22 protein-coding genes are annotated in these 23763 nt (G+C 70.2%); 11 read left to right on the plus strand and 11 right to left on the minus strand.

The window, feature by feature from the left end:
- Nucleotides 1-73: 73 nt before the first annotated feature.
- Nucleotides 74-1438, minus strand: a complete 1365-nt coding sequence (locus ACH442_RS15760) for a glycoside hydrolase family 6 protein (RefSeq protein WP_396338715.1) — start codon at nt 1436-1438, stop codon at nt 74-76.
- A gap of 190 nt (nt 1439-1628) precedes the next feature.
- On the opposite strand from ACH442_RS15760, the gene ACH442_RS15765 reads away from it, so the two are divergent.
- Complete coding sequence (locus tag ACH442_RS15765; protein ID WP_396338716.1) at nt 1629-1820, plus strand: bacterioferritin-associated ferredoxin; 192 nt, start codon at nt 1629-1631, stop codon at nt 1818-1820.
- A 52-nt stretch (nt 1821-1872) separates the two neighbouring features.
- On the plus strand, nt 1873-2355 hold the full coding sequence (gene bfr / locus ACH442_RS15770) for a bacterioferritin (RefSeq protein WP_396338717.1): 483 nt from the start codon (nt 1873-1875) through the stop codon (nt 2353-2355).
- Nucleotides 2356-2392: 37 nt separating this feature from the next.
- Here the strand turns inward: bfr and ACH442_RS15775 are convergent, their stop codons facing one another.
- Nucleotides 2393-3061, minus strand: a complete 669-nt coding sequence (locus ACH442_RS15775; protein ID WP_396338718.1) for a DUF6518 family protein — start codon at nt 3059-3061, stop codon at nt 2393-2395.
- On the opposite strand from ACH442_RS15775, the gene ACH442_RS15780 reads away from it, so the two are divergent.
- Nucleotides 3060-3374, plus strand: coding sequence for a hypothetical protein (locus ACH442_RS15780; protein WP_396338719.1), 315 nt, complete (start codon nt 3060-3062; stop codon nt 3372-3374). The two genes, ACH442_RS15775 and ACH442_RS15780, sit on opposite strands and share 2 nt — an antisense overlap.
- Here ACH442_RS15780 and ACH442_RS15785 read toward each other — a convergent pair.
- Nucleotides 3364-4365 carry an OmpA family protein gene (locus tag ACH442_RS15785; RefSeq protein WP_396338720.1) on the minus strand — a complete coding sequence of 334 codons (1002 nt, stop codon included), beginning with the start codon at nt 4363-4365 and terminating at the stop codon, nt 3364-3366. The two genes, ACH442_RS15780 and ACH442_RS15785, sit on opposite strands and share 11 nt — an antisense overlap.
- Nucleotides 4362-5387, minus strand: coding sequence for a helix-hairpin-helix domain-containing protein (locus ACH442_RS15790; protein WP_396338721.1), 1026 nt, complete (start codon nt 5385-5387; stop codon nt 4362-4364). Before ACH442_RS15790 ends, ACH442_RS15785 begins: the two co-directional genes overlap by 4 nt.
- A gap of 276 nt (nt 5388-5663) precedes the next feature.
- Between ACH442_RS15790 and ACH442_RS15795 the strand changes: the two genes are divergently transcribed.
- Nucleotides 5664-6866: an acyltransferase family protein gene (locus tag ACH442_RS15795; RefSeq protein WP_396338722.1), complete on the plus strand. Its 1203-nt coding sequence runs from the start codon at nt 5664-5666 to the stop codon at nt 6864-6866.
- On the opposite strand, the gene ACH442_RS15800 is transcribed toward ACH442_RS15795, so the two are convergent.
- From ACH442_RS15800 to ACH442_RS15825, 6 genes are all read right to left on the minus strand, one after another.
- Complete coding sequence (locus ACH442_RS15800) at nt 6805-7386, minus strand: restriction endonuclease (protein ID WP_396338723.1); 582 nt, start codon at nt 7384-7386, stop codon at nt 6805-6807. The two genes, ACH442_RS15795 and ACH442_RS15800, sit on opposite strands and share 62 nt — an antisense overlap.
- 380 nt (nt 7387-7766) lie before the next feature.
- Nucleotides 7767-9155: a diguanylate cyclase domain-containing protein gene (locus ACH442_RS15805; protein ID WP_396338724.1), complete on the minus strand. Its 1389-nt coding sequence runs from the start codon at nt 9153-9155 to the stop codon at nt 7767-7769.
- 132 nt (nt 9156-9287) lie between these two features.
- The gene (locus tag ACH442_RS15810; RefSeq protein ID WP_396338725.1) at nt 9288-11408 is read right to left on the minus strand and encodes a glycosyl hydrolase; all 2121 of its coding nucleotides are present in this window, start codon (nt 11406-11408) and stop codon (nt 9288-9290) included.
- Nucleotides 11405-12181 (minus strand): HlyD family efflux transporter periplasmic adaptor subunit, encoded by a 777-nt coding sequence (locus tag ACH442_RS15815; protein WP_396338726.1) that lies wholly within the window; start codon nt 12179-12181, stop codon nt 11405-11407. Before ACH442_RS15815 ends, ACH442_RS15810 begins: the two co-directional genes overlap by 4 nt.
- A 71-nt stretch (nt 12182-12252) precedes the next feature.
- Nucleotides 12253-13884, minus strand: a complete 1632-nt coding sequence (locus ACH442_RS15820; RefSeq protein ID WP_396338727.1) for a glycosyltransferase family 2 protein — start codon at nt 13882-13884, stop codon at nt 12253-12255.
- A 382-nt stretch (nt 13885-14266) separates the two neighbouring features.
- A complete protein-coding gene (locus ACH442_RS15825) occupies nt 14267-15469 on the minus strand; it encodes a chitosanase (protein ID WP_396338728.1) in 1203 nt (400 codons plus the stop codon).
- 178 nt (nt 15470-15647) lie between these two features.
- On the opposite strand from ACH442_RS15825, the gene ACH442_RS15830 reads away from it, so the two are divergent.
- From ACH442_RS15830 to ACH442_RS15860, 7 genes are all read left to right on the plus strand, one after another.
- Nucleotides 15648-16817 carry an ROK family protein gene (locus tag ACH442_RS15830; protein ID WP_396338729.1) on the plus strand — a complete coding sequence of 390 codons (1170 nt, stop codon included), beginning with the start codon at nt 15648-15650 and terminating at the stop codon, nt 16815-16817.
- A 17-nt stretch (nt 16818-16834) separates the two neighbouring features.
- Nucleotides 16835-18151 carry an ABC transporter substrate-binding protein gene (locus ACH442_RS15835; RefSeq protein ID WP_396338730.1) on the plus strand — a complete coding sequence of 439 codons (1317 nt, stop codon included), beginning with the start codon at nt 16835-16837 and terminating at the stop codon, nt 18149-18151.
- Nucleotides 18152-18154: 3 nt separating this feature from the next.
- Nucleotides 18155-19081 carry a carbohydrate ABC transporter permease gene (locus ACH442_RS15840; protein WP_396338731.1) on the plus strand — a complete coding sequence of 309 codons (927 nt, stop codon included), beginning with the start codon at nt 18155-18157 and terminating at the stop codon, nt 19079-19081.
- Nucleotides 19078-19944, plus strand: a complete 867-nt coding sequence (locus ACH442_RS15845; RefSeq protein ID WP_396338732.1) for a carbohydrate ABC transporter permease — start codon at nt 19078-19080, stop codon at nt 19942-19944. Before ACH442_RS15840 ends, ACH442_RS15845 begins: the two co-directional genes overlap by 4 nt.
- Complete coding sequence (locus ACH442_RS15850) at nt 19941-21197, plus strand: 6-phospho-beta-glucosidase (protein ID WP_396338733.1); 1257 nt, start codon at nt 19941-19943, stop codon at nt 21195-21197. The genes ACH442_RS15845 and ACH442_RS15850 overlap by 4 nt, the downstream gene beginning before the upstream one ends.
- Nucleotides 21194-22198 carry an N-acetylglucosamine kinase gene (locus ACH442_RS15855; protein ID WP_396338734.1) on the plus strand — a complete coding sequence of 335 codons (1005 nt, stop codon included), beginning with the start codon at nt 21194-21196 and terminating at the stop codon, nt 22196-22198. Before ACH442_RS15850 ends, ACH442_RS15855 begins: the two co-directional genes overlap by 4 nt.
- A 317-nt stretch (nt 22199-22515) precedes the next feature.
- Entirely contained in the window at nt 22516-23379 is an 864-nt protein-coding gene (locus ACH442_RS15860) for a helix-turn-helix domain-containing protein (protein WP_396338735.1), read from the plus strand.
- 10 nt (nt 23380-23389) lie between these two features.
- Here ACH442_RS15860 and ACH442_RS15865 read toward each other — a convergent pair whose 3' ends face one another.
- On the minus strand, nt 23390-23605 hold the full coding sequence (locus tag ACH442_RS15865; RefSeq protein WP_396338736.1) for a DUF397 domain-containing protein: 216 nt from the start codon (nt 23603-23605) through the stop codon (nt 23390-23392).
- Nucleotides 23606-23763 lie beyond the last annotated feature (158 nt).

Consider the following 23763-nt stretch of genomic DNA (forward strand, 5'->3'; position numbering starts at 1 on the left):
GTATCGACACTAGCCGGTGTGGGAAACCGAGACGTGACAGCGGGCCCCGGCACGCGGCCGGGGCCCGCCCACCTCAGAGAGAGGTGCAGGTCAATGCCGGGGTGGTGGCGCTGCCGGAGGCGATCAGGCCGAATTCGGCGTGGCCGCCGGGTTCCAGGGCCCCGTTCCAGGAGACGTTGCGCACGGTCACGGTCGATCCGCTGACGGTCAGGGTGCCGTTCCAGACCTGGCTGATCGACTGCCCGGCGCCCGGCGTCCAGGAGACCGTCCAGCCGCTCGTGACCCGGCTGCCCGCGGTGACCTTGACGGTGGCCTGGTAGCCGCCCGACCACGAGCTCGTCACGGCGAAGACCGCGCTGCAGCCGGCTCCCACGGGATCGGGGGTGCCGGACGACGACGGGGACGCGGAGGAGGGTGCCGGCGACGGGGAGGAGGACGACGGCACCGCGGTCGGCGAGCTGCTGACCGGCGGGTTCGGGGCACTGCTGGCCAGGCTGTACGCGAGGTCGGGCTGGAACGACCCGGCGGCGTACTTGCAGCCGTCGGCCTCCCCGGGCGGCTTCACCCAGAGGTACGCGTCCACGTCCCCGTCGTTGGTCGCGGTCGTCGGGTAGGCCCCGATCCGCCGGTCGGTGTTGTCGTCACCGCACCAGTCCCCGGACGCCCCGCCGTTGCGGCTGGTGTCCACGACCTGGTGTTTGCCGCCGATCCCGCGCCCGTTCAGCGCGCCGATGATCGCCTTGCCGTAGTTCACCTCGGACGACGTGCCGTTGAAGTTCGACACGTTGGTGTAGAAGCCGTCGGCGTTCGCGACCCCGGCCGCGGCCAGCCGCCCGGCCTGCTCGGCGGCGCTGTTCCAGGTGGAGTGCCCGGCGTCGAGGTAGACCTTGGCGTTCGGGTTCGCCGCTTTCAAGGTCCGGGTGGCGGTGGCCAGGGCCTGGTCGCGGGCGGTGATCTCACCGGCGCTCAGGCACGTCTGCAGCGCGATCGAGTCGGGTTCGAGGATGACGATCGCGGTCCGGTTGCCGAGGTTGGCGGCGACCGCGTTCACCCAGTTCTGGTACTGGTTGAGGTCGGGTGCCCCGCCGGCGCTGGCGCCGCCGCAGTCGCGGTTGGGGATGGCGTAGAGGGTCAGGGCCGGGATCTGGTTCACGGCGTTGGCCGCCCCGACGTACGAGGAGACCTCGGACCCGATCGTGGACAGGTTGAAGTTCGCGAACCAGCGGGACGCCGGCTGGCTGGCGATCTTGTCCCGGATGACGGCGGTGCGGGAGTCGTTCGGGTTGGCGGCGACCCATCGGGCGACGGCGGTGCCGGGGTCACGGTAGAGGGTGCCGCTGATCGTGCCGGCTTCGGCGGCGCCGGTGGTGGCGACGACGGCACCGGCGGCCGCGACGGCGATGACCGCCGCCGCTATGCCTTGGGAGCGAGGGGACATGGCTTTCCTCCGGGGGGAGAAGAGGCCTACTGGGAGCGCTCCCAAGGTAACGGTGCCGTCATCAGTTAGCAATCCGTGAGAATCAATATCTACCGCCGGCTGATCTTCAGGCGATCCGGGGAATTGCGTGACCTGCGGTTTTAGGGCACCCTAAGCTAGGTAAGGCTAACCAGGTAAAGGTCGTCGCCCGATGTTCGTCTGTATCTGTCACCAGGTCCGTGAGACCCAGGTCCGCACCGCCATCCGCTGCGGAGCGCGGGACGAGGAGGCGGTGGGCGACGCCTGTGGCGCCGGCACCGGTTGTGGCAGTTGCCTGGACCGGATCGCCGGCCTCATCGAGGAGGAGAGGGGCTCCGACACGCGACTACCGTCCGCTGCCTGAAGATCACGAGCAGTAAGCTCAGCCCGTAACGTCAGTTATGGGGGTATTTGGCATGCAAGGTGACGCCCGTGTCATCGAGTTCCTGAACGAGCAGCTCACCGCGGAACTGACCGCGATCAACCAGTACTTCCTGCACGGCAAGATGCAGGAGAACTGGGGGTACACCGTGCTGGCGAAGCACACCAGGGCCGAGTCGATCGACGAGATGCGGCACGCCGAGATCCTCACCGATCGGATCCTGTTCCTCGAAGGACTCCCGAACTACCAGAAGCTGTTCGCGCTCCGGATCGGCGAGACGATCAAAGAACAGTTCGAGTGCGACATGAAGGTCGAGGTCGAGGCGGTCGACCGGCTGCGCCGCGGCCTGGAGTACATGCGCTCGATCGGTGACATCACGTCCGCGCGGATCTTCGAGGACATCCTGGCCGACGAGGAACACCACGTCGACTACCTGGAGACGCAGCTCGGCCTGATCGAGAAGCTCGGCGAGCCGCTCTACCTGCAGAGCGTCACGGAGCACCCGGAGGCGAGCTGACCACCGGCACGGCGACCCACTGAGCGGCGCCCGTCGCTCAGTGGAAGCCGGTGATGCTCAGCAGCGCGTAACCGGCGGCGGTCAGCGGCAGGGCGAGCACCAGGACCACACCGCGCCGGCGCCACGTCGGCGTGACCAGCCCGGTCACCGCCAGACCGACAAAGACCAGGATCAGCGCGTACGCGATCAAGCCGCCCGTGGAGTACGACGGGTCCCCGATCCGGAACGCCTGCAGCACCGCCTCCGCGAACAGCACGGCCCCGGGAAGGGCCCGCGCGGTGTCGCGCACCAGCTCGGGCACGTCCGCGCGGCGGGCGAGGACCCCGCCGGTGCCGAACACCAGGGCCGCGACGAGGCCGAGCCCGACCCAGAGCAGCGCGTTCGCGTCGTACATGTTCGCCAGTGCGTCGTTCTGGATCACCGCCGCGGCCAGGTAGTAGGCCGGGACGGCGACCGCGAGCTGGACGGCCGCGGCGGCCACGCTCACCGGCAGACTCCACCGGTTCAGCAGCGTGAGCAGGAACGCCGCCACCGCCCAGACCGCGATCGAGTTGCCGAGCCCGCCGAACGGGGCCGGCACGTACTTGATCCAGAGAAAGTCGAGCACCCCGAGGAGCAGCCCGGCCAGCGGCGCGACCAGCACCGCCCGTCGTCCGGTGGCCGTCGCGGGCCGTCCGGGAACCCCTGCTCGCACGTCGATGTTCATGACCTCGATCGTAGGAATCCCGGCCGGCCGGGACATCTGGCTCGTGGTGGATCCGGCCCGGCGGCGCATCTGCCGAACGGCCGACCCTCGCGCCGCGCCGCGCTGCCTCGCGCTGCCCCGCGCCGTGCCGCCCCGCGCTGCCCCGCGCTGCCCCGCGCCGCGCCGCGCTGCCCCGCGCCGCGCCGCGCTGCCCCGCGCTGCCCCGCGCCGCGCCGCGCTGCCCCGCGCCGCGCCGCGCTGCCCCGCGCCGCGCCGCGCTGCCGTGCGCCGTTCGGCCGGGGCCGCGGCGTGGCCCCGGCGGCTCAGCCGGTGATCACGGTCATCTCCACGCGACGGTTCTCGGCCCGGTGCTCGGCCGTGTCGTTGGCGACCTTCGGACGTGACTCGCCGTAACCAGCGGCGGTCAGCCGAGCCGCGGAGACGCCGAGCTCGGCCAGGCCGGAGCGTACCGCGTCGGCCCGGGCGCGACTCATCCACAGGTTCGTCGCCTCCGAACCACTGGCGTCGGTGTGCCCCTCGATCCGCACCCGCGCACTCGGGTTCGCCTCCAGCAGAGCCGCCACCTGCGGCAACGACTTGCGCGAGGCCGCGGTCAGTTCGGCGCTCCCGGTGCGGAATTCCAGCGGGGGTACGGCGGAGAGCCGCGGCTGCAGGTCGGCAACGGTCACCCGGTGGTCGACCGGCACGCCGGCGCGCCGGGCGGCGTCGTGCAGCGCGATGCGGTCGACCTCGGACGGGGCCGTTCCGCCGATCGTCAGGGTGCCGCCGTCGAGACGTACCGCGAAATCCCTCACCGTGACCGGAAGCGATCGCAGCAGCGTGGGCAGGGCCGTGAGCGCCGGGTCGGTCGTGACCGTCGTCGCGACCGTGACCCGGTCGTCGACCGCGCCGAAGGCCGCAGCCGCGGCGTCGTGCAGCGTGCCCTTCACCGCGGCGGTCGGCACCGTGCCGGTCAGCACGGCCGTCCCGTCGTTCACGGTCAGCCCGAACGTCGGCGGGGTGTGCACCTCGACCGCCGCGGGGGCCTCGACCGTGGTGCGGACCGTCCGAACACCGGCGATGCCCGCCACGATCGTCCGGGCGCGGTCGGCGGCTGCGTCGGAATCGGTCACGACCAGGGCGTCCCGGCCGGTGAAGGTGACCCGCGCGTGGTCCTGACCGGCGACCGTGAGCGCCTGGGCCGACCGGTCGGCGAGGTCGTTCTCGATGCGGTGACGGTTCGGGACGAGCTGGGCGGTGAGGATGCCGGCGAGACCGAGAACGGTCAGCAGCAGCGCGAGCCCGGAACGGCGGTCGGTCGTCATCGGGCGGCCTTCTCGCCGCGGCTCTTCTTGGCCTTCTTGTCGGCGTTCTTCTCCTTGCCCGCCCGAGCCGTAGCGTTACGGTCGGCAGCGGCGTCCCGGCCCGCGGTCAGGTGCGCGGTCAGCGCCGCGAACCCGGCCTCGTCGCCGTCGGCCAGCAACTGGGCCTGGCGGCTCCAGGTGATCAGGCTCGGCGCGAAGTTCATGCCGGCGGCCAGGACGGCCTGCCGCTTGGTGTTGTCGTCGGCCTTCGCCAGCTGCTTGAACGTGCGGATCCCACCGGCCCGCAGCGCCGTCGCCATCATCGGGCCGATGCCCTCGACACGCTCCAGATCGTCGTCCTCCGGGCGGATCTCGCGGCCGGCGATCAGGCGAGCGGTCAACTCGGCGAACGCCTGCTCGTCGCCGTCGGCCAGCAGCCGGGCCTGGCGGCTCCAGGTGATCAGGCTCGGCGCGAAGTTCAGGCCGGCGGCGTTGATCGCGCGGCGCTTGGTGTCGTCGTCGGCGTCCGCCACGTCGGCGAACGTGCGGAGGCCGGCGGCGCGCAGGGCGTCGGCCATCTTCGGGCCGATGCCCTCGATCCGCTCCAGCTCGTCACCGGGCGCCGGCTCCGGCGCCGCGACCGGGCTGTCGGTGACCCGGCTTTCCGGGGCGACCGGCCCCGGGACGTCGGTGGTCACCGGCTCCGCGGCCGGCTCCGCGGCCGGCTCCGCGGCCGGCTTCGCGTCGGCGGGGGGCACGAGCGGCTTTTCCGTGGGAATGGTGTCAACCGTCGTCTTTCGCGGACTCGGCTTCGGCTTGACGGCCTTTTCCGCCACCACCGGACGGGTCGGCAGAACTTTTTCCACGGGCTTGCTCACCGTGACCATTTCCGGTGGTGCCGCCACGCTTGCCGCCTTTTTCGCACTTGTGGCGGAAACACTCGCGGCCGGCCCGCCGCGACGCGCGGTGAGGCGGCCGACGACGACGCCCAGCAGGAACGCGAGCAGGATGAAGACGAGCGACTGGCCGATGAACCAGGCCACCGAGACCTCCGGAATCGGGCGCGACGAAGCGCCGCCGAACAGACGGGAAACCGCGACGGAATGTCTCACATGCAAAGACGTCCACAGATAGCGTGCGGTAGCGGATTTCCCGCGTCCGGGAGCCGTTTCATGATCAGAATATCGCTTCATTTGCATCTTGCAAAATGTGCGGCGGGTAGGTATCCGACTACGGATCGAATTCCATTCTTCCGGGTGTTGTCGCGCTTTTATCGACGCGGGGCGTTCCGGCCGGCCCGCATGGTCGTTCTGATCTGTGTGACTGAATCCGGCCTGGACGTCCTCACCAAGACCACCACCCGGCTGCGACGGCCGCCGGCGCCGGTCGCCGCGTCGCGCCGGAACCCCGGCGACCGCGTCGCGGTCCTCGACGGGCTGCGGCTGTGCGCCGCGATCTCGGTGGCGGTCTTCCACTTCACCGCGATCAACGCCGACCGGCTGTGGGACGGGCACTCGCCGTTCTCGCGGCTGACGCAGGCATCCTCGTACGGATGGCTGGGTGTGGAACTGTTCTTCATGATCAGCGGCTTTGTCATCTCGATGAGCGCGTGGGGGCGCACGGTCGGCGGGTTCGCCCGGTCACGGCTGATCCGGCTCTTCCCCGCGTACTGGCCGGCGGTCCTGCTCACCGCGGCGGTGGTCACGCTCTGGCCGTCACTGAACCGGCCGGTCACGCCGCAGCAGGTGGTGATCAGCCTGACCATGCTGAACGAGCCGCTCGGGGTGGTGCCGGTCGACCTGTCCTACTGGACGCTCTGGGCCGAGGCGCGGTTCTACCTGCTCTTCGCGGTGGTGGTGTGGCTGGGGGCGACCCGGCGGCGACTGCTCTGGTTCGGCTACGCGTGGCTGATCGCGTCCGTCGTCGCGGTCAAGTCCCAGATGCCGGTGCTGGTGACGGTGCTGCAACCGCCGTACGCGCCGTATTTCGTGGCCGGCATCGGATTCTTCCTGATCCACCGGTTCGGCTCGGACATCCGGCGCTGGGGGCTCGTCGGGCTGGCCTGGGGGCTCGGCATGTACTCGCTCGGCGTGCGGGTCGCGCAGACCAGCCGGACCGAGCACCGGCCGCTGTCGATGAGCGTCTCCATGCTGATCGTGACGGCGCTGTTCGTGGCGATGGCAGTGGTCGCGCTCGGCTGGACCGATCGGGTCCGCTGGCGGCCGCTGACCACGGCAGGCCTGCTCACCTACCCGTTCTACCTGCTCCATCAGCACATCGGCGGGACGATGATCCAGCACCTGCACCGGCTGCCGCCGATCGTCACGGTCGCCGTCGTCATCCTGACCATGCTGGTCGTGGCGTGGATGCTGCACCGGCTGGTCGAGCGCCCGCTGGCCCGGCTGCTGCGGGAACGTCTCGCCGCGACCGACGCCCCGGTGCCGCCGATTCAGCGCGGCGTCAGCATTCCAGAACCTGAGTGGACAGCCAGCGGGCCAGCGCGGGCCGGTCGACCAGGGTGATCCGGCAGCGCAGCGCCACGTCGCGGGCCTGCGCGGTGGGCCGGCCCGTCGTCACCAGCAGCGCCACCTCGGCCCCGTGGATGTCCCGGGCGGTGCCGGCGAAGCGCTGCACGTGCGGACTGCCCAGATTCCCCGAGAAGCGCTTGCACTGAACCACCACGCGCCGCCCGTCCGGCGTGCGGCCGATCACGTCGGCGCCCATGTCGCCGCTGCCGCCGACCACCCGGACCTCGCGGAAGCCGCTCACCCGCATCAGCCGGGCGGTGAAGTGCTCGAACTGGTCACCGGTCATGCCGTCGGTGACCGCGACCTCGCGCTCGTGCCCGGCCAGGCGCCGCCGGTCGGCCGTCCACAGCCAGAACCCGGCGGCCGTCACGACGGCGAGACCGAGAAGGATCAGGGCGGCCGTGACCGGGTGAGCCCGGGCCTGCTGCGCCAGCAGGATCAGGGCCAGGCCGGCGGGGACGATCAGCCAACCCTCGGGGCCGGCCTTGCGTCGCCGGCGTCTGCGTCGAGCCACAGCTGCACGGTAGGCGACGGGTACGACACTTTTCGTGACGCGCCCCTGCGCGACAACCTCGCCGGCCCCGCTGCCGCGCCGGTCACCGCCCGGCCCTGCTGCCGCGCGGTCACCGCCCAGCCTGTGCCCGGCGCACCCGGCCCTGTTGCCGCGGCGGTCACCGGCCCAGCCTGTGCCCGGCGCGCCCGGCCCTGCTGCCGCGGCGGTCACCGCCCAGCCCGTGCCGGGCGAACCGGGCTCGGACGTCGGCGACCGCGCGGCTCGACGAGCGGCTCGCGCATTCCCGGGTGGATTCTCCGGTACGTCCCGGCCGGGCGCTGCGGGTCGTGCTGGACGGGCCGCCGGCGGGTCAGAGCGAGCCCTGACCCGCCCGGCGAGGGTCACGCGCCGGCCATCACCCAGCGGCCGCGACCCTGGCGCTTCGCCTCGTACATCGCCGCGTCGGCGGCGCGCAGAGCCTGGCGTTCCCCGGCGGTCTCCCCGGCGCCGTAGGCGGCGATGCCGATGCTCGTGCCGACGTCCAGCAGCGCGCCCCGGAACGGGATCGGCTCGGAGACGTCACCGACGACCCGATCGGCGAGCCGGACCGCGTGCTCCGCCGTCAGGCTCGGGCAGAACAGGACGAACTCGTCGCCGCCGAGCCGGACGACCAGGTCACCGGCGCGTACGGCCGCGGACAGCCGCCGGGCGACGGTGGTCAGCACGACATCGCCGGCCTCGTGCCCGAACTGGTCGTTGACCTGCTTGAACCCGTCCAGGTCGAGGTAGAGGACAGCCACCGGGCCGGAGCTGCGCGGGAGGGTGCGGTCCATCTCGTCGGCGAGCACCGAGCGGTTGGCCAGCCCGGTCAGCGGATCGTGCCGGGCCTGGTAGGTCAGCTGCGCCTGGGCTCGCTCCTGCTCGCGTACGGCCAGGGTGAACCGGGTCAGGACGAACACGGTGCTGGCCGCGGTGGCGAGCAGGGTGGCGACCGCGTTCTGGGCCAGGCCGTCCTGAACCGCGCTGAGCGCCGGCGCGGTCAGGAACGCCACGCCGAGGAACAGCACCCGGGACGGGTGCAGGACCCGCACCTGCGCGCTGGGCCGGGTCAGCTCGTCGCGGTGCGGGTGCAGCATGGCCGCGGTGAGCAGCGCGTTGCCCAGCATGATCAGGGTGCCGTCGCGGGACACCAGGTCCTGCGGCAGGAAGTACGGCCCGAGGTTGGTGGTCAGGTCGATCGCCAGGTACAGGATCACCGCGCCGAACAGCAGGCGGGTCGGAGTGCCCCGGGTGCCCGGCGACAGCGCGATGAACAGCAGCGCGGCCAGCAGCACCACGTCGGCCACCGGGTACAGGGCGGGCAGCACCGAGTCGGCGGTCGAGTAGCCGTCGCTCAGCGCCGGTTTGATGAGGAATTGCCAGCTCAGCAGCCCGGCCGCGCCGGCCAGGGTGAGCCCGTCGAGCACCGCGCCGCGCAGCCGGCCGGGCGCCCGCCGGCGAGCCATCAGGACCAGGGCCACGGTCAGGACGGCGTAGCCGCCGAGCCAGCAGGCGTCCGAGACCCCGACGGACGGGATCCGGGACAGGTAGTAGTAGGCCAGTTCGACGGCGTCGCCGGTGAACCACAGCGTCTGCGTGACGGCGACCAGAACCCATGGCCGCCGCGCGGTCCCGGGCGGCAACCGGCGCACCGCCAGCCAGGCGGCGACGGCGAGTGTGCCGTAGAGCAGAAAGTAGAAGACGTTGCCGAAGGTCGAGTTGTAGGTCAGCACCGCGGTAGCGACGGCCACCGCGGTTGCGCCCAGAAACGCCCATAGCCTGCGTGGTGCCATGGCCTTGGTATCGGCCGGGTTGCCGCGGTGCTGTGAACGATGAAGTGTGGCACCCGCCACACCGGCGGATGCTCCGGCCGGGCCCGGACCTCATCCGGCGGGCGAGCGGACCACCCGTGGTGCGCCGGCCGATCCGAACGCCAGTGCTCCCACCGGCGCGGTGACCGCGGGCTGGGGTGGACCGAGCACGACCAGCGCCTCGACCCAGTAACGGACCATCGCCCGGCTGGTGCTCTCCTCACGGCTGACGCCCGCGTCGAGCCGGCGGCGCGCGGCCTCCGGGTCGGACAGGGCCAGGTCGGCGGCGAACAGGTCGCCCCAGACGCGCGGGTCGCGGCCCAGGTCCCGCTCCCGCTCCTGCGCCGGGCCGCGGTAGAACGAGCCGGCGGTCAGCGGCAGCAGCTGGATGCCGAGGATCGACTCCGGCTGGGGATCGAACCAGGTCGCGTAGTCGATCTTGGCGTCCCAGACGATGCCGGCGGTGAGGTGCGCGTACCCGTCCGGCCGGGCCGGCCCGCTGCCCAGCCAGTACGTCCGGGCGGTCGCGGCCTCCATCGCGTAGTGGGTCACGCCGTAGCCGGTCATGTCGGTGTTGCCCCGGACCAGCCCCCAGCGCACCACCGCCTCCCACGCCGCCACGGCCTCACTGGACGACTCCTGGTTGTTGCCGTCGGCGAAGGGAGCGAACCCGGACGCGGCCGAACTGCCGAGGTAGGCGTTGAAGGCCCGGAACGGTGGCAGCCCGTGGGCCGGTCCGATCACCAGCGAACCGGCGAAGTCCTGGACGATCAGGTCGACCACGTCACCGTAGTCGCGGGCGAACACCGGATCGGCCGCGGCGAGCACGGCGGCGGCCCGGACCAGATAGCCGTACTGGAAGTGATGGTCGTTGTAGTCCTGGGCGCCGAACTCGGGCGGTACGGCGATGAGCCCACCCCAGACCCGGTCGTAACCGAAGTAACGTCCGTCGGCGGGCCCGCTGTGGGTCAGCCAGTCGATCAGTTGCGGCCGCAACCGGGCGAGTGCCTGCGTTCGCTGGTCGTCCGCTCCGACGGCGGCGGCCACCTCGGCGATCGTGGCCAGCCGGCCGAGCTCCTTGAGCCCGAAGTAACTGCCGCCCGCGCCGGGCGGGTCGGCCAGGTCCCGGTCGAGATCGTCGCGGACCGCCCGGCTCGCCGTCGAGCTCAGCGGCACCTCGGGAACGGCTGTGAGCAGCCCCGGCATCGGCACCCGGACGCGGACCTCCGCGGCGGAGACCAGGGACATCGTGCCCCGGGCGTCCGGGTAGGAGCCGGTCAGCGTGGCCGGCCCGGGGACCAGCCCGGCCCGCTGGTGCGGCAGCAGGGCCCAGACCCCGGAGCCGCCGCCGGCTCGGCGCGTGCTGAGCGTCTGAGTGACCGTTCCGGTCGCGGCGTCGTACGTCATCGCCGCGGTGGTCCGCACCACCGGGTCACCGGTGCTGGCGCGCTCCCAGCCGGCCTGTTCCACGCCGTCCGGGACGCGGGCGACGGCCAGCTGCTCACCCGATCCGCCGACGGTGGACCCGTCGAGGGCCAGGTCGTCGCCGAGAACGTCCCACCGGCCGCCCGCGATCTCCAGCCGGGCGCGGCCCGCCGAACTCCCCACGTCGCGGAAGGCGCCGGTCAGGCGGGGTGTCGAGCCCCGGAACCGTAACCAGAGCACCGGGCTGCCCTGTACCAGGGTGAGGTCCACGGATCCGCCGCCGGACAGGCCCACCCGCAGGACGACATGGAAGGCGCCGTAGCCGACGACCTGGACGGGCCCGGTCGCGGCGCTCAGGGTGAGGGCGGGCAGGAACGGGGTGACGACAGCGTTCGCGGAGGCGGTCACGGGCGCGCCGCTGATCTGCACGCCCGCGTCACCGGCGCGCACGGCGAGCGGATGCGTCCAGATCGGCTGGGTGCGCGGGCCGGTCAGCGCGGAACTCCACCATTGGTTGGTCGGGAGGGCCTGGCCGGTCAGATCGCCGGCCTGAGCCGGGGCCTTGGTCGGGCGGGCCGCGTCCGGCAGGGTGTCGGCGATGCCGCCCTTACCGGCCAGCCGGGGTACGGCCGGCTCGGTCGCCGCCGCGTCCTCCATGACCGGCCCGGCACCGGCGGTGGGCGGGTGCTCGCCGGCCGGATCGGCGGAGCAGCCGGTCACCGTGAGCAGGGCCGCCGCCGCGGCCGCGACCCATGGCCGGCGGCTCATGCGCTGTTCACCGCGGGAGTCCCGCCCGCGGCCGTGGTGGTGTCGACGACGGCCCGGAACTGCAACCCCGGGACCAGGGTGCGAACCGTCGCCAGCGCGGCCGGGTCGGGCCGCAGCACGACGGTGAGCAGGTCGGCGACCGGCGTCTGGCCCGCGCCGCCGACCTTCGGCTCGATCCGTTCCAGGGTGGTGGCCAGCCGGCCGGGCAGGCCGGGCCCGGACACGTAGGCGGTCATCTGCAGCCGCAACTGACGCAGCGTCTCGAGGGGCACGTCGACGCGGAAGGTGAGCTTGGACGGGTCGTACAGCGTGACGATCGGCTCGCCGGCGCGGGCGACCTGGCCCGGGGCGACGTTGATGACGGTGACGATGCCGGCGGCCGGCGCCGTCAGCTGTTGGACCCGGGCTCCGCGGCCGTCGGCGGTGCGGGTGACCGTGGCCAGGGCCGCGCCGGCGGTCACGCTCTCCCGTTCGCCGATCAGCACCTGGTTGACCACGGCGGCGTCGGCCGAGCCCACGGTGATCGGCTGGGCGGTCAGCACCGCGGTGCCGGCGTCCAGGAGCGTCCGCTCGGCGAGCCGCTGGCGCACGATGTGGGTGCCACCGGCGACGGCGGCCGCAATCAAGATCAAAAGCACGATTACGGTACGGACGACGCGCAGCCCATGGCGCCATCGGTGTCGCTCCGGCTCGGCCGGTGCGGTGTCGGGAGCCTGCGCCGGGGGCAGGCTCCGGTCGGGTTCGGCGGTGGTCTTCTCGATCGTGGTGCTCATGGTCATGCCTTTCTCGGCGGGAGCGGGGACGCCGGCGCGCGGCAGTCCCGGTTCGGTGGCCGGCGGATCGATCAGGCGCCGGCCGGAAGCGGTTGCGGCTCAGCGCGGGTGTGCGGCGCGGCCGGGAGTTGCCGGCCTGTGGCCGATCGCGGGCCGGCCGGGCGCAGGACGGGCGCGGGGGGCCGCTGCCGGATGCTGCCGCCGGTGACCGATTCGACGATCATGCGGCCCAGGATGAGCACGATCATGGCCGCCCAGCCGACGGAGAGCCAGGTCGGCGCCGGGTCGGCCATCACGATGACACCGACGGCGATGGCGGTGGCGTTGAGCAGGAGCAGGGCGACCAGGGGCATGACCGCCCACAGTGACCGGGCGCCGCTGCCACCGGCGTTGGTGGCCTTCCAGACGGCCGGCCGGCCGAGCAGCACGCCGCCGAGCGCGCGCAGGTGCACCGGGACCGCGCCGATGCTGGCCACGATCGCCGACAGCTTGAACCCGCCGGACTGCAGCCAGGTGACCAGCAGCACGGCTGCCTGGAACGGCAGGTAGTGGGTGGCCCAGGCGAAGCCGTCGGCGCGGATCGGGCTCAGCGCGAAGAGCAGGTACAGCGCGGGGAACAGCATGAAGGTCAGCATCGCCAGGGACAGCAGATAGTGCGTGCCGCAGAACAGGTACTGCAGTCGCTGGTCGATGGTCAGGCCGCTGCCGCGCCGGAACAGCCGGCCGCGCAACAGCACCTCGAAGCCGCCGCCGGCCCACCGCAACTGCTGCTTGAGGTACGACGGAACGTCCTCGGGGGCCAGCCCGCGGGCCAGCACCTGCGGTACGTAGATCGACTTCCAGCCCCGTTTGTGCAGCTCGATCGAGGTCCAGATGTCCTCGGAGTTGCTGCCCGTCCAGATGCCGCCGATGCTGTCGAGCGCGGCCCGCCGGAACATCACGTTCGTGCCGACGCAGAACGCGGCGTTGAAGTGGTTCTTGCCGGGGCAGACGAGCTCGTAGAAGATTCGCTGGGCCTCGCCGGAGCCGGTGGCGACCAGGTTGACGTTGTTGGTGTACGACTGCGGGGACTGCACGAACGCCACATCCGGGTCCTGGAAGTGCGGCAGGATGCTGAGCAGGAAGCCGGGCTCGGGCACGTGATCGGCGTCGAGGATGACGACGAACTCGCCGTCGGTGCGGGCCAGCCCCGCGTTGACGTTGCCGGCCTTGGCGTGTGTGCTGCCCGGCCGCCGCAGGTAACCGACGCCGACCTGGTCGGCGATCCGGCGCAACTCGTCACTGTCCCCGTCGTCGAGCAGGAACGTGTCGTGCGGCAGGTCCATGTCGCGGGCGGCGAGCAGCGTGGTCCGCACCAGCGCGGGATCCTCGCCGTAGGCGGTGATGAACACGTCGATCGAGGGGACCTCGCCGCCGGCCCGCAGCCGGTTGCGCCAGACGGTGGCATCCACCGCTTCCGGGCGGTCGTCGTGGGCCAGGATGGTCCACCAGGTGCCGACCAGGTGAAGGGCGGTCAGGCCCTCGGCGGCCAGCATGGTGACCCACAGCCAGCCCGGCCCGCGGTATGCCGGGTTGAGCAGGAACAGCTGATAGAAGACGGTCGCGGCGAGCGCCGCGATGATCGCGACGCGGGTCGAGCGTTGCAGCGGACGCCAGGCCAGGCTCGCGGTGGGCCTGCCCGAAGGTAGGGGCGGTGCCGTCATGAATGCTCCCAGAACTCAGACATCCAACGCCGTGGATTCGGCGCCGCTCCCTACGGAACAGCAAAATCCGGGAGTGTGCGAGTGCTGGCGAGCTATTTAATTTTTGGCCGATGTTTCTGGACTGTAGATGGTTCGTTGCAGCTTTTGTCTCTCCTTCATTGATCAAACTAACGGGCTGCTCTGAGCTGGTGTTTTGTATTGTCGGACGTTAATAGAAAGTAATTGTTGAGCGACTGTACGGGAATCGGGAAGTCGATCAGTGAGCGAGGTTACAGCGACCACCGGCGTGCTGGAAACGGTGATGAAATGACGACGTGTCGCGAAGGAAACGCGAATCGGGGGCCGCCCGGATCCCCCGTGGATCCGGGCGGCCCGGTCAGGATCAGCCGATGTGGTACGAGTCGCCGTAGACCTTGAAGTCCAACGGAGTGTTCAGGTCGAAGTTGCCGTTGTTGAGGAACACCCGCTGGGCCGTGTCGATGCGGGTCACGTCCGAGTGCGCCTCCTCCTTCTTCATCTCCACGACCCGTTCGTCGAGGAACGCGTTGAGCCAGGCCCGCTCGTCGCCGCCCTGGGACGGCGGTTTCGCCTTGGCCAGCGCGCGGCTGCGGATCGAGCGCATGCCTTCGTAGCCGTGCACGACAGCGGCGTCGTAGTACGCGAACTGGCCGAGCGCCCGTACGCCGTCGGCCTTGCCGTCGCGGACGGACGGGTTGAAGTACACCCGGTCCCGCTCGGATTCCTGCGCGGCCCGGAACACCGGGTCGGCCGCCGCGGTCCGCCAGTCCTTGGTGAAGTTCGGGTCGAGCCCGGAGTGCGAGTCGGTCCCGTTGACGCCGCGCAGCGCGGGCAGATATTTGGCCAGCACGTTCGAGGGTTTGGTGGCGGTGTACGCCTCGACGAGCTCCAGCATGTCCCCGGTCCCGGAGCAGAAGCCGATGATTCCGGCCGTGTAGCCGCGCCCGTCGTTGATGTCCTGGATGTACGAGAACTGTGCCCGCCAGTCCAGTGACGAGTTCTCGGCCGCGGAGACGATCTGCATGGCGACGTCCTTCTTCGCCGGATCGTCGAGGTTCTTTCCCGCGGGCGCGGACGTGGGCGTGGTCGTTCCGCCGGGCAGTGTCCAGGTCTGGTTCGTCCCGCCGGCACAGGTCCAGATCTGCAGCCGGGCGCCGTTCGCGGTGCTCTTGTCGGTCACGTCGAGACACTTGCCGGAACCGCTGTTGACCAGCGTCCCGTTGGTGAACGTCCACTTCTGCGCGCCGCTGGCGTTGCAGTCGTACAGCTGGATCTTCGCGCCGTTGGCGGTCGACGCGGCGGTGACGTCGAGACACTTGCCGAGTGCTCGGATCGTCGCGTCGGAGTTGCCGGTGGTCCACTGCTGGGCGGCGCTGCCGTTGCAGTCGTACAGCTGAATTGCCGTGCCGTTGGCGGGGGAGGCGCCGGCGACGTCGATGCATTTGCCGGCCGGACCGGTGATCGGACCGGCGGCCGCGGCACTGGCCGGCAGCAGTCCGTAGATCAGGGTTGCACCCGGGATGACCAGGCCTAACGTGGTGTAGACGACTGTCCTGACGCGGTTCATGGCACTCCTCGTCGATGGGGGGAGAGGGGGTGGCGCGCGCGTTGGGGACGGACTCTACGACTGTTAAGTTGGTTTATCAATCCTGGTCGATAGCGAAGATTCGACCCTTGACACGGATCGACGGGAGTCTGAGGATGAGCCAACTGTTAAACACTTTGCCAATCACCCGGGGGCACCGTTGACGCGTCTGGCCGGCTCGTCCAAGCTGCTCCGCGCCATGAACGAGAGCGCGGCGCTCGCTCACCTGCTCGACCCGGGCGGGTTGACGCGCGCCGATCTGCGCAAGCTCACCGCGCTGTCGACGCCGACGATCTCGGAGGTGCTGCGCCGGCTCACCGAGGCGGGACTCGTCAACGTCGTCGGGCACGCCAGCGGCCGCCCGGGGCCGAACGCGGAGATCTACTCGGCCAACCCGGACGCGGCGTACACCGTCGCCGTCTCCGTCCGTGACGTCGGGACCAGTGGCACACCGTCGGTCGCGGCGGCCCTCGGCGACCTGGCCGGGACGATCCGGGCCCGGATCGAGTCGCGTGTGGACTTCCTCGCCACGGACCCGGTCACCGCGCTCACCGGCGTGCTCGCCGACCTGCGCGACCAGGCCGGCGTTCCCGCCGACCGGATCAAGTTCGTGCAGCTCAGCGTGCCCGGCGCCTACGACCCCAAGACCGAGACGATCCGCCTCGTGGACGTGCCCGGGTTCGGCCGGCCGGGCCTGGTCCCGGAGATCGCCGCTGCTCTCGGTACCGACCTCGGCATCGACAACGACGTCAACCTGGCCGCGGCGGCCGAACGCCGGCGCGGCGCGGCCCGGGGCGCGGAGAACTTCGCGCTGCTCTGGATCGGTCAGGACGGCCTCGGTCTGGCCATCGACATCAACGGCACGCTGCTGCGCGGCGCCCGGGGCAGCGCCGGTGAGATCGGCTACCTGCCGCTGTACTCACCCGACTCCAGCCACCGCAAGGTCGACCTGCAGGACCTCTTCGGCGGCGGGGCCATCAAGGAACTCGCCCGAGAACACGGCATCAGCGGCGACACCCCCGCTGAACTGGTCGCCGCCGCCGCGGGAAACAGCGAATTCGTGGCCACTCTCGCCGACCGGATCGTGGTGGCCCTCGCCGCGGTCGTCGCCGTTCTCGACCCGTCCCTCGTCGTCCTCGCCGGCCCGACCGCTCAGGCCGGTGGTGACGCGCTGCTCGCCGCGGTGAACAGCGCGTTCCGGCGAGCCGCCCCGCTCGAATGCACCTTTGCCGCCACCTCCATCAAGGACGACGCGGTGCTGCTCGGTGGCCTCGACACCGGGCTGGCCGCGGTCCGCGAAGCATTGATAAGCGCCATTCGCGAAAGCTGATTTTCGAGAGGCCCACAGTGAACAAACGGCTACCTCATGCCCTTTTCGCCCTGACCGCCACCGTTCTGCTGATCACCGCCTGCACCCCCGCCCCCGAAGAGAACAAGATCGCCGAACCCGGTACGCAGGTCTCCGGAACCGTCGAGCTGTGGCACTTCTTCACCGAGCGCGAGGCCGACGCCATCAACCAGGTGGTCAAGGACTTCCAGACCAGCCACCCGAACATCAAGGTGACGATCAAGTCCGGTCAGGACGACTCCAAGGTGACGCAGGCGATCGGCGCCGGGAACGGTCCGGACGTCGGGCTCTCCTACTCCACCGACATCGTCGGCAAGTTCTGCTCGTCCGGGGCGTGGGTGGACCTGAAGCCGTACCTCGACCGGGACAAGGTCGACCTGAACCAGTTGAATGCCGCGACCCGGTCGTACACCGAATTCCAGGGGAAACGGTGCGCGATGCCGTTCCTGGCGGACGCGTACGGGATGTTCTACAACAAGGATCTGTTCGCGAAAGCCGGCATTTCCGGGCCGCCGAAGACCCTCGACGAGCTGACCGCCGACGCCAAGAAGCTGACCGTCAAGAACGCCGACGGCTCGCTCAAGCAGGTCGGTTTCGTGCCGCTCTACGACTTCTACGAGAACGCGGCCGCGCACCTCGCCCCGGCCACCGGCGCGAAATGGCTCACCGGGGACGGCAAGAGCGCGGTCGGCACCGACGCGAACTGGAAGACGCTGCTCAAGTGGCAGAAAGACCTGGTCGACTGGTACGGCTACGACAACCTGACCAAGTTCAAGGCCGGCCTCGGCGACGAGTTCAGCGGCGACAACGCCTTCCAGAAGGGCCAGGTCGCCATCAACATCGACGCCGAGTACCGCCTCGCGTTCCTCAAGGACCAGACCCCCGATCTGAAGTACGGCGTGGCCCCGCTGCCCACCAGCGACCCGTCCCACTACGGCGGCGGCTACGTGACCGGCAACATCGCCGGCATCTCCAAGAACGCGAAGAACCCCGAAGCCGCGTGGGAGCTGATCAAATACCTCACCACTGACGACGCGGCGGTGACCAAGCTCGCCGGCCTGATCAAGAACATCCCGACCACGACCAAGGCGATCGCCGACCCGGCGCTCAACGCCGACCCGGACTTCAAGGCGTTCATGGACATCTTCAGCAGCCCGAACTCGCTGACCTCCCCGCCGACCGCGTCCGGGCCGGCCTATCAGGAGACGTTCCAGCAGTTCCTGATCAAGTATCAGTCCGGCAAGGTCACCGACCTCGACGCCGGCCTGACCGACGCGGACAAGCAGATCAACAGCGTCATGACGCTGGGCGGCTGAGCCGTGGACGGCGTCCGCCTCCGCCGGGGCCTGACCACGTTCTCGTTCCTGGCGCCCGCGCTGATCGGCATCGCGGTGTTCTTCCTCTACCCCCTGATCGCGGCGGTGTGGTTCTCGTTCACGAAGTTCGACCTGTTGTCCGTGCCGCAGTGGGTGGGGCTGAACAACTACCGGCAGATGGCGGACGACCCGTTCCTGCTCCAGTCGGTGCGCAACACCCTGTGGATGGTGGTCGTCTTCGTCCCGGTGCGGATCATCTTCGCGATCGGGCTGGCCATGCTGCTCTCGCAGATCAAGCAGGGCGCCGGGTTCTTCCGGACGATCCTCTACCTGCCGTCACTGGTCCCGTCGGTGGCCGCCACCATCGCCTTCGTCTACCTGCTCAAGCCGGGCACCGGCCCGGTGAACCACGTGCTGGAGAAGATCGGCATCGACGGCCCGCTCTGGTTCAACTCGCCGGCCTGGGCGAAACCGTCACTGGTCCTGCTCGGTCTCTGGGCCGTCGGCGACCTGATGATCATCTTCCTGGCGGCGGTGCTCGGCGTCCCGGAGAGCCTCTACGAGGCCGCGTCGCTGGACGGCGCGAACGCCTGGCACAAGTTCCGGTCGATCACCCTGCCGTCGATCCGCCCGGTGATCCTGTTCGCGACGGTAACCGGCGTGATCTACACCTTGCAGTACTTCGACCAGGCGGCGGTGGCCGGCTCGATCGCCAGCGGGCAGGCCACCGTCGGCGCCGGGATCTCGCAGTCCTTCGGGTTCCCGGAGGGATCCACGTTCACCTATCCGCTCTGGCTCTACACCGCCGGGTTCCGCTACAACGCTCTCGGCTACGCGAACGCCCTGGCCATCGTCCTGTTCGTGGTCGCGCTCGCGGTCACCGTCATCCTGCTGCGCCGCGCGAAGGCGTTCTCCGGGGAGGAAGCATGACCATGGTCCTGGACCGGCCGCGCGTCGCGACCCGGGAACGCCGGCAGATCCGGCTCGCCTGGATCGCCCGGCACAGCATCGCGATCGCACTGTCGGTCATGTTCGTCACGCCGGTCGCCTACCTGATCCTGCTCTCGCTGATGACCAGCGACCAGGCGCTGACCAGCGACTACTGGCCGAACACCTGGCACCCGGAGAACTACCTGCGGGTCTTCCGGACGACGCCACTGCCGCACTACCTGCTCAACACGGTGCTCTACGCCGGGACCGCCACGGTGCTGACGCTGGCGTCGAGCGTGCCCGCGGCGTACGCGCTGGCGAAGTTGAAATTCCGTGGCCGCAACGCGCTCTTCCTCGTCGTGATCTGCGTGATGATGCTCCCGCCGCAGGTGGTGACCGTGCCGCTGTACCTGATGTGGGCGCGCTACGGCCTGACCGGTTCACTCTGGCCACTGATCATCCCGGCGCTGTTCGGTGACGCGTTCTGCATCTTCCTGCTGCGCCAGTTCCTGCTGACGATCCCGGGCGAGTACCTGGACGCGGCCCGCGTCGACGGCTGCGGCGAGTGGCGCACGCTGCTGCGGGTCGTGCTGCCGATGGCCCGCCCCGGCATCGCGGCGGCCGGCCTGTTCCAGTTCTTCTTCTGCTGGAACGACTACTACGGGCCGCTGCTCTACACCAGCGAGAACGAGCAGTCGTGGACGCTGACGCTCGGGCTGGCCTCGTTCCGGACCGTCCACCACGTCGACTGGAACCTGGTCACGGCCGCGACGGTGCTGGCCATGGCCCCGCTGATCATCATCTTCTTCTTCGCCCAGCGCGCCTTCGTGCAGGGCATCACGCTGACGGGATTCAAGGGTTGAAAATCGCGGTCATCGGTGGCGGATCCACCTACACGCCAGAATTGGTGGACGGGTTCGCCCGCCTCGGCAGCACGGTCTCCGAGCTGGTCCTGATCGATCCGGCGGCGGAACGACTCGACGTCGTGGGCGCTTTCTCGGCGAGAATCCTCTCCGCGTACGGCCACCCGGGCCGGATCTCGTGGACCAGTGACCTGGACGCCGGGGTCACCGACGCCGACGCCGTGGTGATCCAGCTGCGCGTCGGTGGTCAGCGGGCGCGGATCACCGACGAGACGTTCCCCCTCGAGTGCGGGTGCGTGGGGCAGGAGACGACCGGGGCCGGGGGACTGGCCAAGGCGCTGCGGACCGTGCCGGTGATCCTCGACGTCGCCGATCGGGTCCGGAAGCGGGCCAAGCCGGGGGCGTGGATCGTGGACTTCACGAATCCGGTCGGGATCGTGACCCGGGCGCTGCTCGATGCCGGTCATCGTGCGGTCGGGTTGTGCAACGTGGCGATCGGGTTCCAGCGGCGGTTCGCCGGTTATCTGGGGGTCGATCCCTCCACGGTGGTGCTCGACCATGTCGGGCTGAACCACCTGACGTGGGAGCGGGCGGCCTACGTCGACGGCGTGGATCGTTTGCCCGAGCTGCTGGGCGCGCATCTGGCCGAGATCTCCGGGGAGGTGGACATCGCCGCGGAGATCGTGGCGATGCTCGGCGCCGTGCCTTCTTACTATCTGTCGTACTTCTACGCACATGATCGGCACGTGCGGGAGTCCCGTGGCACCCCGACCCGCGGTCAGCGGGTGGCCGAGATCGAGGCGACCCTCCTCGACATGTACCGCGACACCACCCTCGTCGAGAAGCCGGCCCTGCTCGGCGAGCGCGGCGGCGCCTACTACTCCGAAGCCGCCGTCGGCCTGATCGCCTCCCTCGCCGGGCTCGACGACGACGCCGTCCACTCGGTCAACGTCCGCAACGACGGCATCCTGCCGTTCCTCCCCGCCGACGCGGTCATCGAAGTCTCCGCCCGGGCCACCGTCGACGGCCCGGCTCCGCTGCCGGTCACCCCCCTGCCGCCCGACCTGGCCGGTCTCATCACCCACACCTGGGGGTACGAGGAACTGGCGCTCGACGCCGCGCTGCGTGGCGGCCGTGACCGCGTCTACCGCGCGCTGCTCGCCCACCCGCTGATCGGCCAGCACGAGAAAGCCGGCCCCCTGACCGACAAACTCGTCGCCGCCGGTCGCCACCACCTCGCGTGGGCCCGATGACCGCGCTGTTCCTGGCGGTCGACGGGGGCAACTCGAAGACCGACGTCGTGCTCGGTGACGCCTCCGGGCAAGTGCTCGCGTTCGCGCGCGGCGGCACGACCTCGCCGCACAACCTCGGCCTGGCCGGCGCCGTCACGGTCCTCGGTGACCTGGTCACCGCCGCTCGAGCCCGAGCCGGTCTGTCACCGGACGCGGAGGTCGAGGTGATCGCGGCGTACCTGGCCGGCGCCGACCTGCCCGACGAGGTGACCGCGTTGCGGGAGGCGATCGCCGCGCGGGGATGGGCCCGGCGCACCCAGGTCGACAACGACTGCTTCGCGCTGCTGCGGGCCGGAACGTCCACGCCGGACGCGGTCACCGTCGTGTGCGGCGCCGGCACCAACTGCGTCGGCCGGGCCGCTGACGGCCGTACCGCCAGATTCGTCGCCCTCGGCCCGATCTCCGGCGACTGGGGCGGTGGCCACGACCTGGCCGAGTGGACCCTGCGCGCGGCCGCCCGGGGGGAGGACGGCCGGGGTGAGCCCACCGCGCTGTCCGCAGCGGTCGCGGCCCATTTCGGTCTGCCCACCGTCGAGGCGGTCAGCGTCGCCCTCCACCGCGGTGACCTGCCGATGAGCCGGATTCCGGAACTGTCACCGCTGCTGTTCGAGATCGCGGCGGCCGGGGACGCGGCGGCCGGCGCCCTGGTCACTCGTCAGGCCGAGGAGATCGTGGCCCAGCACCGTTCCGCCGCCGGTCGCCTCGGCCTCCTCTCCCGCCCCCACGCCCTGGTGCTGGGCGGTGGCGTTCTGCAGGCCCGTCACCCTCAGCTGCACTCGGCCATAGTCCGGGGCGTCCAGGACCAGGCCCCCCGTGCCGCCGTCACGGTTCTGGACGCCCCTCCGGTAACCGGAGCGGCGCTGCTGGCGATGGATGCCCTCGCGCCCGGTCACGCCGCCGAGGCAGCGCTACGCCGTGCCGTTTCCGGGAGAATCTCCGAGGAACCGCTGCTCGGCGTCTGAGGCCGGATCGGACCGGCGATCCTCGGGCCGCCCGTCGTTCCCGGACCGGGACAACGGGGAGAACCGAGCGTTGATCAAGGTGAAGCCCGGCGAGGCGACCGCCGTCCGGACGGCCGCCGCGGTTGTGGTCCGGAAGCCGCGGGCGGCGATCTCCGGGACTGCGATCCTGCTGTTCAGCGATGCCGATCGAATGCCGTCAAATGATTGGCATCTATTGGATAATCCCGCGGATCCGGTGCCTGCTGCCGGTTGCCATAGCATGTACTCGGGCTGTGCGCGGGACTCCGTCATCCCGCGTGCCGGCGGAGGGGGCTTCGATGTCCGATCAGTACGAGGATCCAGTCATTCAAGGTCGCAAGCTACGCGCCGCCATACGGTCCATGCGGGTGAACGCCGAGCTGACCCAGCGTGACGTGGCCAACGATCTTTATTGGTCGGTCTCGAAAGTGGTGCGGATCGAGAACGGCGACAGCCGGATCTCGGTGAATGACCTTCGTGCGCTGATGGACCGGTGCGGCCTCGACGATCCGGATCAGAGGGAAGAACTGATCCGCCTGTCCCGGATGAGCCGTCGGCAGAATTTCCTGCCGTACCGCGACATCGTGCACCGCAACTTCCTCACCTATCTCAGGCTCGAGTCCATTGCGCGGACAATTCGTACCTTCGAGTCCTCCATCATTCCGGGGCTCCTGCAGACCGAGGAGTATGCGCGGGCGATCATCGGCGCATATCGGGCGCCGGACAGCGCGGAGTCGACGATCGCGCTCCTGGTGCAGCTCCGGATGGAGCGGCAGGAGATTCTCGATCGAGGTGAGGATCGGCGTTTTCAGTTCATCATCGACGAATCGGCGCTGCGGCGTTCGGTCGGTGGGTCGAAAGAGCTGATGGAGCGACAGTTCGAGCACCTGTTGTCCGTGGCGGAAAAGCCCAATGTCACGGTTGGGATCATTCCGTTCTCGGCAGGTCAGTACACCGGTATGGGTGGCCCGTTCGTCCACTTGGAGCTCTCCGGCCCGGGGGAGGACGACTCCATCTTCCTGGAGACGGCCTATGGCGACTATTTCGCCCGGGACGCGGCTGATGATACGCGCCGCTACCTCGAAGTGTTCCTCGAGTTGGAAGCCATCAGCGAGGCAGCGACGCTCTCGGAACGGATTGAGAAAGCGCGTTCCGAACCCTGATCACTCGATGCTAATTGGTTCCCTCGACCGATGCCGGGTGAGTGCTGACGAAATCGAGGAAGCTGTTCCAGGTGGCGAGGTCGAAGGTGAGCACAGTGCCGTCCCGGTCCTTCGAGTCGCGAACCAGGACACGGCCTTTCAGATGTGCCACTTCAACGCAATTACTTCCTCCGCTTTTGGTGCTGGTGCGCCATTCCGGAGTTTCCGCCTGCTTCCAGCTGGACATTTTTGGCTTCCGTCCCAACGGTTCGGTCGGGAACGGCCGACCGGAGCCGGCCGTTCATCTCTAGATCTTCTGAGCCCTGTGGCGGGGAGCCGGGGCGAGCTGCCGGTGCCATACGGCCAGCACGCCTATCAGAGCCGCTACCTCGGCGGGACTGTACC

Origin of the sequence: Actinoplanes sp. NPDC020271, from assembly GCF_044388125.1 — a bacterium.
Taxonomy (GTDB): Bacteria; Actinomycetota; Actinomycetes; order Mycobacteriales; family Micromonosporaceae; genus Actinoplanes.